Source organism: Flavobacterium sp. AK-345, from assembly GCF_058310175.1.
This window is the reverse complement of sequence record NZ_JBZEER010000004.1, coordinates 188,309-205,141: the sequence shown is the minus strand read 5'-3', so window position 1 is coordinate 205,141 and position 16,833 is coordinate 188,309. Positions and strand designations below refer to the sequence as shown.

The window sequence follows — 16,833 nt, the reverse complement described above, 5'->3', positions numbered from 1 at the left end:
TACCATGATAGATGAAATTACAAGATACTCTGACGCTGATTTAGCAGAGTTCAAAGAAATAATTCAAAATAAAATACAAAAAGCACAAGCCGATCTGGATTTAATAAAAAGTGCTTACATGAATGATTTGAATAACGGAACAGATGATACTTCACCAACTTTTAAAGCATTTGAAGAAGGAAGTGAAACAATGTCCAAAGAAGCGAACTCGCAGTTGGCTATCAGACAGGAAAAATTCATCCGTGACCTTAAAAATGCTTTATTCCGTGTAGAAAATAAAACATACGGTATTTGTAAAGTAACAGGTAAACTGATCAGCAAAGAAAGGCTGAAAATCGTACCTCATGCAACAATGAGTATCGAAGCAAAAAATCTACAACGATAATATATAATAACGCTCCTTTTAGGGGCGTTTTTTATTATTATATAAAGTAAAATTGCTTTTGGGAGAAGTCTGCCTTGAAAAAAGAGATCAGACTTTGTTTAATTCGTTTTAATATGAAAGAATTAACGTTTCGTAATGAGGGTTTTTTTTGATTAAATTGTTACTTTTGCGCATCAAAAAATCATAAAATGTCATTACGAAAAGCGTATTTCCTCATATTTTTAGTTTTACTTGTTGATCAGATCTCGAAAATCTATGTAAAAACCAATTTTATTTTAGGCGAAGAAGTTGAAGTTTTTAATTGGTTTAAAATCCATTTCATTGAAAACGAAGGAATGGCATGGGGAACAAAAATTCCTGGCGAATACGGAAAGCTAATTTTAACTGTTTTCAGAATTTTTGCAGTTTTTGGAATCGGATATTGGTTGGCAGATTCTATTAAAAAACGTCACTCCACTTATTTGATCGTTTCCATCGCATTGATTTTTGCCGGAGCTGCCGGAAACATTTTAGATTCTGTTTTTTACGGAGTTATTTTTGATGACAGCACAAATAATTTAGCAACACTTTTTTCTCCACAACCATACGGAACATGGTTTCATGGTTTAGTAGTCGATATGTTTTATTTTCCTATCTGGGAAGGAAATCTTCCAGCCTGGCTGCCATTTTTTGGAGGTAAACACTTTATGTTTTTTAATGCTATTTTTAATGTTGCCGATATGGCGATTTCTACAGGAGTAGGTATTTTGCTTGTTTTCAATAAAAGAGCATTTCCAAAAAATTAAATTTCAAAAAAATCAAATTCCAAATTCCAAAATTTGAAGTATTAATTACATACAGATATTGGGATTTGGAATTTTTATTATTGGATTTTGTGTTTACTACATAGTTGTTTGAATTTCGAATTTGATTTTTTTTGGATTTGTTTTTAATATTAATATCCTATTTTTACAATATTAAAACCAAACTTATGCAAAGTCCGTCTTTCTCTATATATGATGCATCTGCCGGTTCGGGAAAGACCTATACTTTGGTTAGAGAATATCTGAAAATTATCCTTTCATCCCCAAAAAATGACGCTTATCGTAATATTCTGGCAATAACTTTTACGAATAAGGCGGTTCACGAAATGAAAAGCCGTATTGTTGGCAGTTTGTCTGAATTTACAAAAGATACACCTTCGGCGAAAGCCATGGATTTAATGGAAGATTTGTCTCGTGAAACAGGACTTTCTATAATTAAAATCAAAACAAAATCTCAAAATATTATAAAGCACTTAATTCATAATTATGCTGCTTTTGATATTTCTACCATAGATAAATTTACGCACAAAGTAATTCGTGCTTTTGCTCATGATCTTAATTTGCCAATGACATTTGAGGTTACTTTGGATACCGAAAATTTATTGGTTGAAGCTGTAGATGCAATTATTGCTCAAGCCGGCCAGGATGAAACACTGACAAAATTATTGATCGATTTTACGATGGAAAAAACCGATGATGATAAAAGTTGGGATGTTTCGCGTGAAATTCTTGAAACAGGAAGATTAGTTCTCAATGAAAATAATCGAAATGAAATTTCGCATTTTCATGATACTTCAATTGAAGAATTTGTCGCCATCAAAAAGAAAATGTCGGTTTTATGTGGCGATTTAGAAAAAGAAAATGCTGATTATGCTTTGGAGCTTCTTTCGTTAATTGAGAAAAACGGAATTGATTTGAAATCATTTTCAAGAGGAACTTTTCCAAATCATTTAGAAAGTATTCGCGATGGAAAATTCAATCCGAGAAATAAAACATTTCATGAGTTTGATGATATTGCCATTAATAAAACAGCTAAAGACAGAACATTAATTGAAAATATAATTCCTGAGTTGCTTCAATCTCTGGATAAGGTTTATAAAAACTTTGAAAAAAGAGATTTTTATAAAGCATTCTTAAAAAATATTACGCCACTTTCATTGCTAAATACCGTTAGTAATGAACTGGCCAAAATACAATCAGAACAAAATATTTTATCAATTTCAGAATTCAATGCCATAATTCATCGCGAAATCCAAAATCAGCCAGCGCCTTTTATTTATGAGCGTTTGGGGGAGCGTTATCGTCATTTTTTTATAGATGAATTTCAGGATACTTCAGAGATGCAATGGCAAAATTTAATTCCGTTAATTGACAATGCACTTTCTGGCCAGGATGATTTAGGAAATAAGGGAACGCTAATGATTGTTGGAGACCCTAAACAATCCATTTATCGCTGGCGCGGAGGAAAAGCAGAGCAGTTTATTGAATTAAGTAAAGATGTAAATCCCTTCAATAACCCGGATAAGTTAATCAAGCATTTAGATACAAATTACCGAAGTTATAGTGAAGTAATTGATTTTAATAATGCTTTTTTTAAATTGATTTCGACTGAATTTTCTAATGAAGATTATAAGGATTTGTACGAGAATCATAGTTTTCAGAATTCAAATTCTAAAAAAGGCGGTTATGTGAATATTTCTTTCCTTCCAATAATTGAAAAAAGTGATTTTGCAGATGAGGAAGATGTTGTTGAAAAATCAGATCTGTATGTTCTGGCAACTTTAAACACAATTCAGAATGTTCTTCGTGAAGGTTTTGAATATCGGGATATTGTGATTTTGACCCGAAAAAGAGATCAGGGAATTGCGATTGCAAATTATTTAACAGAACAAAATATTCCGCTTTTGTCATCAGAAACGTTGATGATTCAAAACGCGACAGAAGTTCGTTTGATTGTCCATCTGCTAAAATATCTTAACAATAGTATAGATCTGGAGGCAAAAGCTAACTTCCTGCATTTTTTAGGAAATACGAAAGAAATTGAAATGCCAATTCATGATTTTATCGCACAGGGAATGGCTCAAAGATTTGAAAATGATTTCGAAAAATGGCTTTTATCGTTTGATGTTTCGCTTTCATTTGAAGATATTCGAAAAAAATCACTGTACGAAGGTGTAGAGATTATCATTTCTAAATTTGTTCTTCCTTCAGAAGGAAATGCTTATGTGCAATATTTTCTGGATATTGTTTTGGAACGTGATATTCGAAACCAAGCCGGAATTGCTGATTTTCTGGGTTATTGGGATAAAAATGCACACAAATTCAGTATCCCATCTCCGGAAGGAAATAACGCTGTTCGAATTATGACTATCCATAAATCAAAAGGTTTGGAGTTTCCTGTCGTAATTATGCCCTTTGCAGAAGAAGATTATAGTAGAAAACCAAAAGATAAATTATGGCTTGATGCCGAAGATGCTGATTTAGGCGTTCCAAAAGCTTTGATAGATAATAGCAGTGCAGTTGAAGGTTTTGGCGAAAGTGCTTCGGCGGTTTTTAATCTGAAAAAACAAGAAGAATTACTGGATAATATTAATGTCTTGTATGTCGCATTAACTCGTGCCGAGGAGCAACTATATGTGATATCCCAATCCTTAAACGAGAAAAAGGATGGAGAATTTCCGAATAATATGGCCTCTTTCTTTATTAAATATTTGATACACAAAGGAGTTTATGATTCGGAAAAATTAGAATACGAATTTGGAGATAGAAAAAGACTTTCCATTTCAGGTGAAGTATTAAATTTGGTTAAAACTATTCCTGTTGTTTCAGAAGTTTTAAATCCTAAAAATATAAAAATTGCACAAAGAGAATCCTTAATGTGGGGAACACATCAACAGGAGGCTATATCTTATGGGAATATAGTTCATGAGATTTTAGCTTTTATAAAAGATAAATCAGATGTTGATTTGGCGGTGACAAAAGCATTAGAAAATGGTTTGATAAATTTTGATCAGTCCGAAAAGGTTTTGCAGACACTTCTGGAAATAGTAAATCATCCTGAATTGAATATTTGTTTTGATGGAAAAAATAAAATTCTGAACGAACAGACAATCGTACAAAAAGAAGGGAAGATTTTAAAGCCGGACCGAATCGTTTTAACCCAAAACAAAGAAGCATATTTGTTGGATTATAAAACCGGAGCAATAAATTCAAAATACACACAGCAAATTCAAGAATACCAGGATGCAATTGAGGATTTAGGATACAAAGTGTTAAAAAGGGCATTAGTGTACATCGGAACCGAAATCGATGTGGTAAATTTGTGATAAAATTAATCAGGTGTTAAGAGTTTAATGAGGTTAACTTGTTAATTTTTAACATATTAAATATATTAAAATGTACGGTAAAATTAAAGAGTATCTGCAAAGTGAGCTGCAGACAATTGAAGAAAACGGGATTTTCAAAAAAGAAAGAATTATAACATCTGCACAAGATGCAGAAATTACAATTTCGACAGGAGAAAAAGTTTTGAATTTTTGTGCCAATAATTATTTAGGACTTTCTTCGCATCCGGATGTTGTTCAGGCTGCAAAAGACGCGATGGATACACATGGTTTCGGAATGTCGTCTGTACGTTTTATATGCGGTACACAGGATATTCATAAAACATTGGAAAAAAAGATTGCAGAATTTTATGGTACCGAAGATACGATTCTTTATGCAGCAGCATTTGATGCTAACGGTGGGGTTTTTGAGCCTTTATTGGGAGAAAATGATGCTATTATTTCTGATAGTTTAAATCATGCTTCTATTATAGATGGTGTACGCTTGTGTAAAGCGGCTCGATATCGTTATGAAAATAGCAATATGGAAGATTTGGAACAACAATTAATTAAAGCCAATGAAGCTGGTGCCCGTTTTAAATTAATTGTTACCGATGGTGTTTTCTCAATGGATGGTCTTGTGGCGCCTTTGGATAAAATTTGCGATTTGGCAGATAAATATGATGCAATGGTAATGGTTGACGAATGCCACGCTGCCGGATTTATTGGTGCAACAGGAAAAGGAACTCTTGAAGCAAAAGGTGTAATGGGCAGAGTCGATATTATCACTGGAACTCTAGGTAAAGCATTAGGTGGTGCGATGGGAGGATACACTACTGCGAAGAAAGAAATTATCGAATTGCTACGTCAGCGCTCACGTCCTTATTTGTTTTCAAATTCACTTGCTCCGGCAATTGTTGGAGCTTCGATTAAAGTTTTTGAGTTACTAGAGAAAGATACTTCCTTAAGAGATAAATTAGAATGGAATACCAACTATTTCAAAGAAGGTATGAAGAAAGCCGGTTTTGATATTATAGATGGTGATTCTGCTATAGTACCTGTTATGTTATATGATGCAAAGTTATCACAGACAATGGCTAATGAGCTTTTGAAAGAAGGAGTTTACGTAATTGGGTTTTTCTTTCCGGTTGTTCCAAAAGAAAAAGCAAGAATTAGAGTTCAGTTATCGGCTGCTCATACTAAAGAACATTTGGATAAAGCAATAAATGCGTTTATATCAGTAGGAAAAATGTTAAAAGTTATATAATTCCCATTTTAAATAATTTTTGTAGGTTTTTTTTAACATTTCATTTTGTATTTAAAAAATTTGGTGTTACTTTTGTCTGTAATTAACTAAATTGTAATTAAAAAAATTAAGTATGAAACATCTTAACAAACTTTTAGTTGCTGTGATGATGGTGATGGGGTTAACTTCTCACGCGCAAGACAGTAACAATCCATGGGCTATCTCTTTTGGAGTTAATGCCGTAGACACTAGAACCAGTTCTGGTGCTGGAAGTGGGTTCTTTGATCAACATTTTTCGCAGCCATTTGCTGTAAAAGACAACTGGAATATTCTTCCTTCTTTATCTTACATTGGTGTGTCTAGATACGTAGGGAGTGGTTTCTCTGTAGGTTTACAAGGATCAGTAAACAAAATTGACAAATATGTTACTTTTCTTCCAACTGCTCCAGGGCATGATACGAGAGGTAACGTTGTTAGTAATCCTGGTGATTTGATGTATTATGGAATTGATGCTACTATTAAATATAGCTTCCAGGAATTAATCAAATCTAAAGTAATTGATCCTTCGTTATCTGTTGGTGGAGGTTATACTTTCTTTGGTGATAGTAGCTACGGAACAGTAAATCCAGGTGCTGGAGTTACTTTCTGGTTTACAGATGCTATTGGTCTTGAACTTGCTTCAAAATACAAATGGGCAGTTAGTGGAGATAGACAAGATGCTGCTGGTGTTCCAGATGCTCCATCTCACTTTCAACACACTGCAGGTCTTATCTTCAAATTTGGAGGTAAAGATACTGACGGAGACGGAATCTACGATAAAGATGATGCTTGTCCAGATGTTGCAGGTTTAAAACAATTCAACGGATGTCCTGATACTGACGGAGACGGAATTGTTGACGCTAGTGATGCTTGTCCAGATGTATTTGGTTTAGCTGCATTAAACGGATGTCCTGATACTGACGGAGACGGAATTGCTGATAAAGATGATGCTTGTCCAGATGTTGCTGGTTTAGCTGCTTTAAAAGGTTGTCCAGATGCTGACGGTGATGGTATCGCTGACAAAGATGACAAATGTCCTACAGTTGCTGGTCCTAAAGAAAATGGTGGTTGTCCTTTCTTAGACGCTGATAAAGATGGTGTTTTAGACAAAGATGATGATTGTCCTACAGTTTACGGTCCTGCTTCTAACAGAGGTTGTCCAGAAGTTACTTCTGAAGCTTTAGAAGATCTTAAAGTTCAAGCTAGAGCAATCTACTTCAACTCAGGTAAAGCTACTTTCAAAACAGGAGACAAAGAAACTCCAGCTAGATTAGATGCTATCAAAGAAATTCTTAAAAACTATCCAAACGCGAAATTCTCTATTGAAGGTCACACAGATAGCGATGGTTCTGATAAATTGAACCAAAAACTTTCTGAAGAGAGAGCTGCTGCTGTTATGAACGCTTTGATCGAAAGAGGAGTAAATGTTGATAACTTAGTATCTAAAGGTTTCGGTGAGTCTCAACCAGTTGCAAGTAACAAAACTGCTGCAGGTAAAGCACAAAACAGAAGAACTGAAATTAGACACATTGGTTCTAAATACCAAGGTAAACTATAATTTACTTTGTAAATAATGTAGAAAAGCCATTCTTAATTGAATGGCTTTTTTTATTTTTATCAAATGATAAATTCTTCTTTTCTCGAAAAAATAGCTAATGTTATAATTCAGAACTATTCGGCTAAATTGGCGGAAACTACTATTATTCTCCCAAATAAAAGAGCAAAAGTTTTTTTAATAGAAGCTCTCAAAAAAGAAACTAAGCACACCATTCTTTCTCCTGAAATTATTAGTATTGAAGAATTTGTTCAGGATGTGGCATCAATCAGATCTGTTGACTCTATTGAGCTTTTGTTTGAGTTTTATGAAGTTTATCTTTCTGTAACAGAAAAACAAAATCAACAGTCGTTTGAATTGTTTGCTAATTGGGCCAAAACTCTTTTACAGGATTTTAATGAAATCGATCGTTATTTATTAGAGCCATCTCATGTTTTATCTTACCTGAAAGATATTGAAGACATTAAAAAATGGGGAATCGAAGTTGAAAATAAAACTAAGCTTTTAGAAAATTACATTGATTTCTGGAAACTTCTTCCGCTTTATTACAATTCATTGTATGATCATTTATTAAATAAAGCAATTGGTTATCAAGGTTTAATTTATCGCGAAGCAGTTAATAATCTAAATCATTTTTCGAATACTATTTCAAATCGTGTTTTTGTATTTGCGGGTTTTAATGCTTTGAATGCAGCTGAAGAAAAAATTGTACAGCATCTTTTAGCTCTTGATCAGGCTAAAATTTATTGGGATGCTGATCAAACTTTTTTAAATGATCCATATCATGATGCTGGTTTATTTGTAAGACGTTTTAAAGAGAACTGGAAATATTATAAATCAAATCCTTTTGAGTGGATTGTAGATGATTTTTCTCAATCTAAAAACATTCAGGTAATTGGAACTCCCAAGACTATTGGGCAGGCTAAATTGGCTGGTAATATCATAGATAGCATAATAAAGGAAATGCCAGAAACATCTCTTGACAAAGTTGCAATTGTTTTAGGTGAAGAAAATTTATTAATGCCGGTTTTGTATGCTTTGCCATCTTCGGTTGGAGCATTAAATATAACAATGGGTTATTCGGGTAAAAATAATCCATCGCAAATATTAATTGCAAAATTGTTTAAGATGCATACTAATGCGCTTTTCAGAAAAGGGGAGAGCTATGTGTTTTATTATAAAGATGTACTTGATGTTTTAACACATCCATTGGTTGAGCCTTATGCAAATGCAAACAATTTAGTAAAGATTATTAAAGAGAATAATTACACTTTTATAACCCATAGCAGACTTATTGAACTTGGATCTAACTCTACGGCTTTATTTCAGCTATTGTTTCAAAAATGGGAAAGTGGTGCAGTTGCTGTTTTGGAGAATATTTCGGCACTTTTGCTTTTGATAAAAGAAAATTTTAGCAACGATAATGAAGAAGAGAAAATTGCTAAAGCTTTTGTTTATGCAATCTTTAAGGTAATCAACAAATTGATTAATTATTATTCTAAACATCACCATATTGATAATATTGATACTTTGTATGCCATTTACAAACAAGTTATAGACGTTGCAGAGGTTTCTTTTGAAGGCGAACCGCTTCGGGGACTGCAGATTATGGGGGTTCTGGAAAGTCGTGTTTTAGATTTCGATACAGTTATCGTAACTTCTATGAACGAAGGGAAATTTCCTGCCGGGAAATCCCAGAATTCATTTATTCCTTATGATGTCAAGAAAGAGTTAGGTTTGCCAACATTTAAAGAAAAAGACGCTATTTATACCTATCATTTTTACCATTTATTGCAAAGGGCCAAAAACATTTATCTTATATATAATACCGAAAACGACGGTTTGGATGCCGGTGAACGCAGTCGTTTTATCACGCAATTGGAAGTTGAAAAACAACCGAAGCACAATCTTACTTTTGATATTTATAATCCTGCTTTGCCTACAACGGCATATCAACCGATGGTGGTACCAAAGTCTGAGGCAGTAATGGAGCGTTTAAAAGAAATTGCTTTGACGGGTTTTTCTCCTTCGGCTTTAACAAGTTATATTCGAAATCCGATTGATTTCTATTTTCAAAAAATTCTGCGGATTCGAGAAGTCGAAGAAGTTGAGGAAAATATTGCTCTAAATACTCTTGGAACTATAATTCACGAGACTTTAAAAACATTATACGAGCCATTTATTGGTAAATTTATTTCAGAGACAGATATTTCAAATTGCTTTAAATTATTGGATAATGAAGTTTTAAAGCAGTTCAAATTAGTTTATAAAGAAGGTGAAATTAAAAAAGGTCGTAATCTTCTGGCTTTTGAAGTTGCAAAACGAAATGTTTCAAATTTTCTGAGAATGGAATTAGAATCAATTCAAAATGGAGATGCCGTTCAGATTATTGCTTTAGAACAAACTTTTGGTCGTGAATTCAATCATCCGAGTTTGCCTTTCCCGGTTTTAATTAAAGGAAATGTCGATAGAATTGAATTGCGTAACGGAAAAATACGAATTATTGATTATAAGACCGGAAAAGTAGAAAAAACAAACGTTATACTGAAATCGTGGAATGGATTGACAGAAGAGCTTAAAAACGACAAAATTATCCAGGTTTTGGCTTATGCGTTTATGTTTGAAAATGAAATGAAAGATATTCCGATTGAAGTTGGAATTATTTCGTTTAAAAATCTAAAATCCGGATTTCTCCCTTTTGGTTTTAAGGAAGATAAGGAACTTACTATTACAATAACTCCGGAAATTCTCAATAATTATTTAGAACAAATAGCTTTGCTTTTAAACGAGATTTTTGATATTGACATTCCTTTCGAAGAAAAAATCCCTTAAACAGTTTTTGAAATTATTGATTTGATTTTAAGCTGTACTAATAAGAAAAAAGCTGTTCCAATACTATTGGAACAGCTTTTCTTGATTTTTATTTATTGAAAAAATCAGACAGTACAATTTCTAACTCTTCCTTATTTTCGATATGACTCATGTGCCCGTCTTCAAAAGAAACAAGTTCTACGGTTGTATCTTCGATTTGGGCAAGGCTTTCCTCATAATTTAGAACGGGATCTTTCTTGCCTAAAACGAGTAAAACCGGAAAAAGATTTTTTTGTAAAAGAGTCTCTCTGTCTTTTCTTATTTTCATTCCTTCAAGCGAAGCTACAATTCCTTGCAAAGGCGTTTTTAAAGCTTGTACTTTTGCTTTTTCAATTTCAGAAGCAAAACGCGTTCTGTTGTTTTCACTGAATAAATTTGCAATTGCAAGGCTAACAAAATTTACATAATTCTGTTTTACCGCTTTAATGGCCCGTGTTCTGTTTAATTTTTTCTCGGCGCTGTCTTCTTTCGAAGTAGAATTCAATAAAACCAATTTCTGGATCTTTTCCGGGTATAATTCGGCGAAAGCCAAACCAACATAACCGCCCATAGAATGACCAACAATAATCGCTTTTTCGATATTTAAATGTTCTAAAACCTGGTTAACAGCGTTTGCATTTTCTTCCATTTCATGTACATAGCCCAGACACTCTGTTTCGCCGTGACCTAATAAATCGATGGTAATTACACGATATTTTTTTGAGAAAAGAGCAACATAATCCTTCCACATTTTTTTGTTTTCCAAAAAGCCGTGAAGAAATATAATTGCTGTCCCTTCGCCAGAATCAGTAAAGGATATTTTGGTGTTTTTATATAGGATATTTTTCAAAATGATAATTTAAATTTTAAAGTACAAATATAAGAAAGCATAGGCTGTGTAAGAAACATATATGCTTTTGAGTTAATATTTATTCGATAGTGATATCATTTTTATTATAGTATAAATTGTTTTGAAATAAAAAAAACGGCTTTCATTTCTGAAAGCCGTTTGTAAATCGTATTAATTTAAAAGCGATTATCGCCATCCAAAAGATTCCCGATTCCGCCTAGCAAGCTTCCTTCGTCACGGTCATTTCCACCTGATCTCGGTGCCGATGCAATGATTCTGTCAGCTAATCTGCTAAATGGTAAAGATTGTATGTAAACAACACCAGGGCCTTTTAAGGTTGCATAAAACAAACCTTCTCCTCCAAAGATAGAGTTTTTAATTCCGCCTATAAATTCAATGTCATAATCGACATCTTTGGTAAAACCAATAATACAACCCGTATCCACTTTTAAGACCTCACCTGCCGCTAGTTCTTTTTTTGCCATTGTTCCACCAGAATGGACAAAAGCCATTCCATCTCCTTCTATTTTTTGCATAATGAAACCTTCTCCACCAAATAATCCGCGTCCTAATTTCTGAGAGAATTCTATTCCGACAGAAACACCTTTGGCAGCACATAAAAAGGAACTTTTTTGACAGATAAATTTACCTTGAAATTGAGTTAAATCAATCGGAAGGATTTTTCCGGGATATGGGGATGCAAACGAAACTTTGCTTTTGCTATTTCCTTGATTTAAAAAAGCCGTCATAAACAAACTTTCACCAGTAAGAACTCTTTTACCTGCGTTTAAAAGTTTGCCAAACAAACCTGAACCTTGTTGTTGAGAACCGTCTCCAAATATAGTTTCCATCTGGATGTTGTTTTCCATCATCATAAAGCTCCCAGCCTCGGCAATTACAATTTCCTGAGGGTCTAGTTCAATTTCAACGTACTGCATTTCTTCTCCAAAAATCTGATAATCTATTTCGTGCGCTTGCATAATTTCTAATTTTTTGTTTTTAAAATTAGACTAATAATACTGTAGAATGTTACAATATTTGAGAGACTTCAGCTGTTTTTAAGTACATTAAATGATTTTGTTATTTTAAATTAGTCTTAATTATATTTTTTATTGCTTTAAATTCTATATTTTTGCACCATTATTATATTTTATCAGAATGGGATTAGTTAGTGATTTGACCACCAAAGTATTATTTGAAACCGAAAAAGGATACAGTTATCAATGTGATTTGACTAATAGTATAATTATCAATTTTGTTGATACAGTGTCAAGCTATAAAATTCATGATTTTTTGATTTTTCAAAGAAAGGTTAATAGCGTTGACATTCTCAATATGCTTTATGACTTGTCTGATCAGTCAGATGCACAATTGATTGAAACTACCAAAAGAAATTTTTCCAGAAATCTTACGATCTGCGAAATAGTGCAGTTGAGAGATTTATTAAACGGAACTAAATTTACCCTTACTTTACATTCGTTGCTTTGTAATACTGTCAACGTCGAGCTTATTTAGATTCTTACTTAGATTAAATCCAAATTTTCAGGTATTTACAGTTGTCGTCTTTAATTTTGTAATTTTACATGTATAAAAATTGAAGATTATGAAAGATTTACTAAGAACAAGTACTTCATTAGTTGAAGGAATAGAAAATATATTGAATTTACAAGCAAAAATAGAAAGTGACGCTTCTAATAAATATTTAGCTATGGCTGCATGGCTGGATAGAAATGGTTATGCCAATACAGCATCGTACTTGTATAAGCAGGCTGAAGAAGAGAGAGAACATTTTCTAAAAATTTTTAAATTCATTACAGATATGGGAGGGATTGCAATTACACCATCTGTTCCAGAAGTACAGCAAGAATTTGCTTCTTTTAGGGAAGTATTTGAAATTGCTTTGCAAAACGAAATTGCAGTTACTCAGGCAATCAATAAAGTAATTGCAAAATGTAGAGCTGAGAATGATTATGCTACAGAAGATTTTATGATGTGGTATGTAGCTGAGCAAAGAGAAGAAGAGAAGAACGCAAGAAGAGCTTTAGAGCTTTTTGAATTGATTAACGGAAACGAAGCTGACGGCAAATTTCAATTGGATCTTCAAATTTCAAAAATTGGATAAATAAACATTTATAAAATTAAAAGCCCTTAATATTTATTAAGGGCTTTTTGATTTTTATGATTTTAAAAATGAATTAATATCCGAGAAATATTTATCTCTTGCATCGAGCCATCCGTAATGTTTAGAATGCTCCAATAAAATAAGTTTCGAATTTGGATACGCTTTATGACCAATTTCTCCAATTTCATTGCTAATGATATCTTCTTTTCCCTGAATAATTAAAACCGGATTTTTGAAGCTTTTTAGCTTGTCTTTGCAATCAAAATTCATTTTCTGCATATCAGACCATAACAAGCCATTTATTGTAGAATTTCCTTGTGTTAACCTTTCGGCAATTATGGAAACAAATTTCCGATCGTAAACATAAGCCGGAGCCATAGCTTTTCCGCGGCCGAGTCTTGCTTTGTAAGATGTGTCGCCTTTTTCGATTTTATCATTCCAGTAATCCAGAGAATCCTTTTCAGCTTTACTTAAACCGGCTTCAATTAAATTCGGACTTTTTAATAAAGTCAAATCTACGCCACCAGATGATGATAAAATCAATTTATCGATACTATTTGGATAAACACTAGCATAATAAGAACCTAACATTCCGCCGAAAGAATGCCCCAGAATATTCCATTTTTTAATTTTAAGATGCTTTCTTAACGACTCAACATCATCAGCCATTATTTTCATCGAAATACTTTTAGAATCTAATTTTGAAAGTTTCGATTTTCCGGTACCCCTTTGATCGTAAATAATTGTTTGCTGATTTTCGCCCAAAGTTTTCGCCATATCTTCAAAACCATTGCTGTTCATTCCCGGACCGCCGTTTATAATTAAAAGCGGTGTGCCTTTCCCGAAAGTTTTGTAAAAGGTTTTGGTTCCATCAGCGTTAACTGCATAGCCTTCTGTTTGAGAAAAAATGTTTCCCAAAAAGAATAAAAAACCAAGTAAAAAAATCTTTTTCATTGTGAATTAAGAATTCATCAAGCTCTCGATTTCATCCACTTCAACCGGAATATTACGCATAAGGTTAAAAGGTTCTCCTTTTTCCTGAACCACAAGATTATCCTCTAAACGAATTCCGAAACCTTCAGCCGGAATATAAATTCCCGGTTCAACCGTAAAAACCATGTTGGCTTTCATTGGTTCATGAAGTAATCCGTAATCGTGCGTGTCAAGTCCCATGTGGTGAGAAGTTCCGTGCATGAAATATTTTTTGTAAGCTGGCCAATCAGGGTTTTCGTTTTGAACATCGGCTTTGTCAATTAAACCTAAACCTAATAATTCTGAAGTCATGATTTTACCCACTTCAATATGATATTGTTTCCAAAGAGTTCCTGGAGCCAGCATTTTTGTAGCTTCATTTTTAACTCTCAAAACCGCATTGTAAACCGCTTTTTGACGATCAGAAAATCTTCCCGAAACCGGAATCGTTCTTGTCATGTCACTTGAATAATTTGCATATTCTGCAGCAACATCCAATAAAATTAAATCTCCAGCTTTACATTGCTGATTATTTTCGATGTAATGCAAAACATTTGCATTATTTCCAGAAGCAATAATTGGCGTGTAAGCAAAACCTTTAGAACGGTTGCGGATGAACTCGTGAGCCAATTCGGCTTCAATTTCATATTCCGTAACATTTGGTTTTACAAACGAAAGCAATCTGCGGAAACCTTTCTCGGTAATATCACAAGCTTGCTGAATCAAATCGATTTCTTCGCTTTCTTTTACAGAACGAATGCGCTGTAAAATTGGGTTGCTTTTTGCCACATTGTGCGCCGGATACCGCTCTTTCCACCATTTTACAAAACGAGCCTCGCGTGTTTCTGTTTCAACAGTTGCGCGGTAATGTTCATTAGTGTTAATGTACATTGTGTCGGCATATGTCATCATTTCGTTCAAAACTTTATGAAAATCCTGTAACCAATAAACAGTTCTGATTCCAGAAACCTGAAAAGCACGTTCTTTAGTCAGTTTCTCGCCTTCCCAAATTGCGATATGTTCGCTAGTTTCTTTCAGGAAAAGAATCTCTTTTTGGTTTTCATACGGCGCATCCGGAAACAAAAGCAAAATACTTTCTTCCTGATCTACACCGCTCAGATAAAAAATATCTCTGTGTTGTGCAAATGGCAAAGTACTATCTGCACTAATTGGATAAATGTCATTTGAGTTGAAAACGGCAACACTGTTAGGTTTCATTTCTGCCGTGAATTTTCTGCGATTTTTTACAAAAAGAGCGCTGTTTATTTGATGATATTTCATAAAAATTGATTTTTGAACTTCGAAATTCAAAATTAGTGATTTTTGAAGATGTATCGCAAAATTGAATTATTAAAGTTTTCTTATTTGTTTTTGGTTTTGCCGCGAAGGCACTAAGGCACAAAGTTTTTTACCAATTTTTTAAACAAAAATTTATAAGCGCAAAGTCTTGTCATTTCGACGGAGGAGAAATCACACTCCGCAAACAATATAGCCAATCTTTGCCGATTCGCGAGTGAAAAAAAACTCAGCAACTTAGCCTCTCAAAACCTTAGAATCTTAATATGGGCGTGTCCCTCCGGGCCGGGCTTTCGGCTATATCTTTTATTCCGTTTCACTTCATAAAAGGATACCGCCTCAATCCCTCACGCAAACCTGGGTTTTATAAGAAGTTTGTTGTTTATGAAATGAGTTTTGAATTGTGGGAATTTGTATATTGTCGTCTTAAGAAAAATGAATAAAATTTAAATTAATGATTCAAAAAATAATAAATAGAATTCTAAATAAACGAAAATCGATTTACATTGCAGAAACATTAATTCGTTTTAATGGAGAGAAATATTATGAAGATATAATTGAGACCCAAATCACTGATAAAGAAACATTGATAGGGTTGGGAAGAGGAATCGAATTAGTTTTTGAAAATGAAAAACCTTTAAAAGCATATCAATATTATGAAGAAATGAAAGGATTGGCTGTTTATTCTCGTGTTAAAGAGCGACAGCTACAATCTGATGAAATCTAGTATAAATTTCCAGCTTTTAAAGTTAATTATATTCTGAAATTTCAGGAAAACCCAAATGGATTTCATCAATTAGGAGGTGATTTTTCGAATGAATTTAAATATCCAATTAATAATTGCTGTGTTCCTTTTCAATATTTAGGATTTATTAATAATGAAGATGTTAAGTTTAATTGGTTACCATTTAAACTTCATTTAACTTGTCCCATTTATTTAAATTTTGAAGAAATTTTCCTTGACTATTCAGACAGTTCATTCCCGGTAATTTTAAATTTAGAAGATGTTGAAGTTTATGATACATCTTTTAATGAAGTTAATAAAGATTCAATGATAATTTTTGAAGAACTAAGATTTGATTTTAAACAAAGTGTCGAATACTCAGGCAATATAGATTCAGGTATACCAAATTGGATGCAAGGACAATATATTCCTACGTGTCCAAAATCTGGAAGAAAAATGAAGTTTTTATGTCAATTGAATAATGGTTCAAAAATGAAAAGCTCTAACATTATTGCTGAAAGCGATTGGAATAAAGATTATTTTGATAAACTAAATTTTTGCGGAGGAGATCTTTATGTTTTTTTTGAACCAATATCTAAAGTCACTTGTTATTTTACTCAATATACATAAATTAGAAAGTGTGATTTATAATTAGATTATCCGTATTT

The 16,833-nt window shown here is 33.2% G+C and carries 14 protein-coding genes; 10 read left to right on the top strand and 4 right to left on the bottom strand.

All coding sequences use genetic code 11. The features are described from left to right. Positions 1–4 precede the first annotated feature (4 nt). From AC4FQ3_RS10065 to AC4FQ3_RS10040, 6 genes are all read left to right on the top strand, one after another. Positions 5–385: a TraR/DksA family transcriptional regulator gene (locus tag AC4FQ3_RS10065; protein WP_026983623.1), complete on the top strand. Its 381-nt coding sequence runs from the start codon at positions 5–7 to the stop codon at positions 383–385. 188 nt (positions 386–573) lie between these two features. Continuing rightward, positions 574–1,170 (top strand): lipoprotein signal peptidase, encoded by a 597-nt coding sequence (locus tag AC4FQ3_RS10060; protein ID WP_491181760.1) that lies wholly within the window; start codon positions 574–576, stop codon positions 1,168–1,170. A 185-nt stretch (positions 1,171–1,355) separates the two neighbouring features. Beyond that, the gene (locus AC4FQ3_RS10055) at positions 1,356–4,514 is read left to right on the top strand and encodes a UvrD-helicase domain-containing protein (RefSeq protein WP_491181759.1); all 3,159 of its coding nucleotides are present in this window, start codon (positions 1,356–1,358) and stop codon (positions 4,512–4,514) included. Between the two features lie 70 nt (positions 4,515–4,584). Next, positions 4,585–5,778, top strand: coding sequence for a glycine C-acetyltransferase (gene kbl / locus AC4FQ3_RS10050; RefSeq protein ID WP_491181758.1), 1,194 nt, complete (start codon positions 4,585–4,587; stop codon positions 5,776–5,778). Positions 5,779–5,890: 112 nt separating this feature from the next. Continuing rightward, positions 5,891–7,354 carry an OmpA family protein gene (locus tag AC4FQ3_RS10045; RefSeq protein ID WP_491181757.1) on the top strand — a complete coding sequence of 488 codons (1,464 nt, stop codon included), beginning with the start codon at positions 5,891–5,893 and terminating at the stop codon, positions 7,352–7,354. 63 nt (positions 7,355–7,417) lie between these two features. Further along, entirely contained in the window at positions 7,418–10,183 is a 2,766-nt protein-coding gene (locus AC4FQ3_RS10040) for a PD-(D/E)XK nuclease family protein (protein WP_491181756.1), read from the top strand. An 88-nt stretch (positions 10,184–10,271) separates the two neighbouring features. On the opposite strand, the gene AC4FQ3_RS10035 is transcribed toward AC4FQ3_RS10040, so the two are convergent. Next, on the bottom strand, positions 10,272–11,051 hold the full coding sequence (locus AC4FQ3_RS10035; RefSeq protein ID WP_491181755.1) for an alpha/beta fold hydrolase: 780 nt from the start codon (positions 11,049–11,051) through the stop codon (positions 10,272–10,274). Between the two features lie 176 nt (positions 11,052–11,227). Continuing rightward, positions 11,228–12,031 (bottom strand): TIGR00266 family protein, encoded by an 804-nt coding sequence (locus AC4FQ3_RS10030; protein ID WP_491181754.1) that lies wholly within the window; start codon positions 12,029–12,031, stop codon positions 11,228–11,230. A gap of 178 nt (positions 12,032–12,209) precedes the next feature. On the opposite strand from AC4FQ3_RS10030, the gene AC4FQ3_RS10025 reads away from it, so the two are divergent. Further along, positions 12,210–12,566: a hypothetical protein gene (locus AC4FQ3_RS10025; RefSeq protein WP_491181753.1), complete on the top strand. Its 357-nt coding sequence runs from the start codon at positions 12,210–12,212 to the stop codon at positions 12,564–12,566. 88 nt (positions 12,567–12,654) lie between these two features. Further along, complete coding sequence (locus tag AC4FQ3_RS10020; RefSeq protein ID WP_042565527.1) at positions 12,655–13,173, top strand: ferritin; 519 nt, start codon at positions 12,655–12,657, stop codon at positions 13,171–13,173. 54 nt (positions 13,174–13,227) lie between these two features. Here AC4FQ3_RS10020 and AC4FQ3_RS10015 read toward each other — a convergent pair whose 3' ends face one another. Next, complete coding sequence (locus AC4FQ3_RS10015) at positions 13,228–14,127, bottom strand: alpha/beta fold hydrolase (protein WP_491181752.1); 900 nt, start codon at positions 14,125–14,127, stop codon at positions 13,228–13,230. Positions 14,128–14,133: 6 nt separating this feature from the next. Beyond that, the gene (locus AC4FQ3_RS10010) at positions 14,134–15,426 is read right to left on the bottom strand and encodes an aminopeptidase P family protein (protein WP_302093855.1); all 1,293 of its coding nucleotides are present in this window, start codon (positions 15,424–15,426) and stop codon (positions 14,134–14,136) included. Between the two features lie 469 nt (positions 15,427–15,895). On the opposite strand from AC4FQ3_RS10010, the gene AC4FQ3_RS10005 reads away from it, so the two are divergent. After that, entirely contained in the window at positions 15,896–16,168 is a 273-nt protein-coding gene (locus tag AC4FQ3_RS10005) for a hypothetical protein (protein WP_491181751.1), read from the top strand. Between the two features lie 324 nt (positions 16,169–16,492). Beyond that, positions 16,493–16,795, top strand: coding sequence for a hypothetical protein (locus AC4FQ3_RS10000; RefSeq protein WP_491181750.1), 303 nt, complete (start codon positions 16,493–16,495; stop codon positions 16,793–16,795). The last annotated feature ends 38 nt before the right edge of the window (positions 16,796–16,833 follow it).

Coding starts and splice junctions, on each gene's coding strand:
- AC4FQ3_RS10065 (WP_026983623.1), top strand. CDS start 5: ATGATAGATGAAATTACAAGATACTCTGACGCTGATTTAGCAGAGTTC.
- AC4FQ3_RS10060 (WP_491181760.1), top strand. CDS start 574: ATGTCATTACGAAAAGCGTATTTCCTCATATTTTTAGTTTTACTTGTT.
- AC4FQ3_RS10055 (WP_491181759.1), top strand. CDS start 1,356: ATGCAAAGTCCGTCTTTCTCTATATATGATGCATCTGCCGGTTCGGGA.
- kbl (WP_491181758.1), top strand. CDS start 4,585: ATGTACGGTAAAATTAAAGAGTATCTGCAAAGTGAGCTGCAGACAATT.
- AC4FQ3_RS10045 (WP_491181757.1), top strand. CDS start 5,891: ATGAAACATCTTAACAAACTTTTAGTTGCTGTGATGATGGTGATGGGG.
- AC4FQ3_RS10040 (WP_491181756.1), top strand. CDS start 7,418: ATGATAAATTCTTCTTTTCTCGAAAAAATAGCTAATGTTATAATTCAG.
- AC4FQ3_RS10030 (WP_491181754.1), bottom strand. CDS start 12,031: ATGCAAGCGCACGAAATAGATTATCAGATTTTTGGAGAAGAAATGCAG.
- AC4FQ3_RS10025 (WP_491181753.1), top strand. CDS start 12,210: ATGGGATTAGTTAGTGATTTGACCACCAAAGTATTATTTGAAACCGAA.
- AC4FQ3_RS10020 (WP_042565527.1), top strand. CDS start 12,655: ATGAAAGATTTACTAAGAACAAGTACTTCATTAGTTGAAGGAATAGAA.
- AC4FQ3_RS10015 (WP_491181752.1), bottom strand. CDS start 14,127: ATGAAAAAGATTTTTTTACTTGGTTTTTTATTCTTTTTGGGAAACATT.
- AC4FQ3_RS10010 (WP_302093855.1), bottom strand. CDS start 15,426: ATGAAATATCATCAAATAAACAGCGCTCTTTTTGTAAAAAATCGCAGA.
- AC4FQ3_RS10005 (WP_491181751.1), top strand. CDS start 15,896: ATGATTCAAAAAATAATAAATAGAATTCTAAATAAACGAAAATCGATT.
- AC4FQ3_RS10000 (WP_491181750.1), top strand. CDS start 16,493: ATGATAATTTTTGAAGAACTAAGATTTGATTTTAAACAAAGTGTCGAA.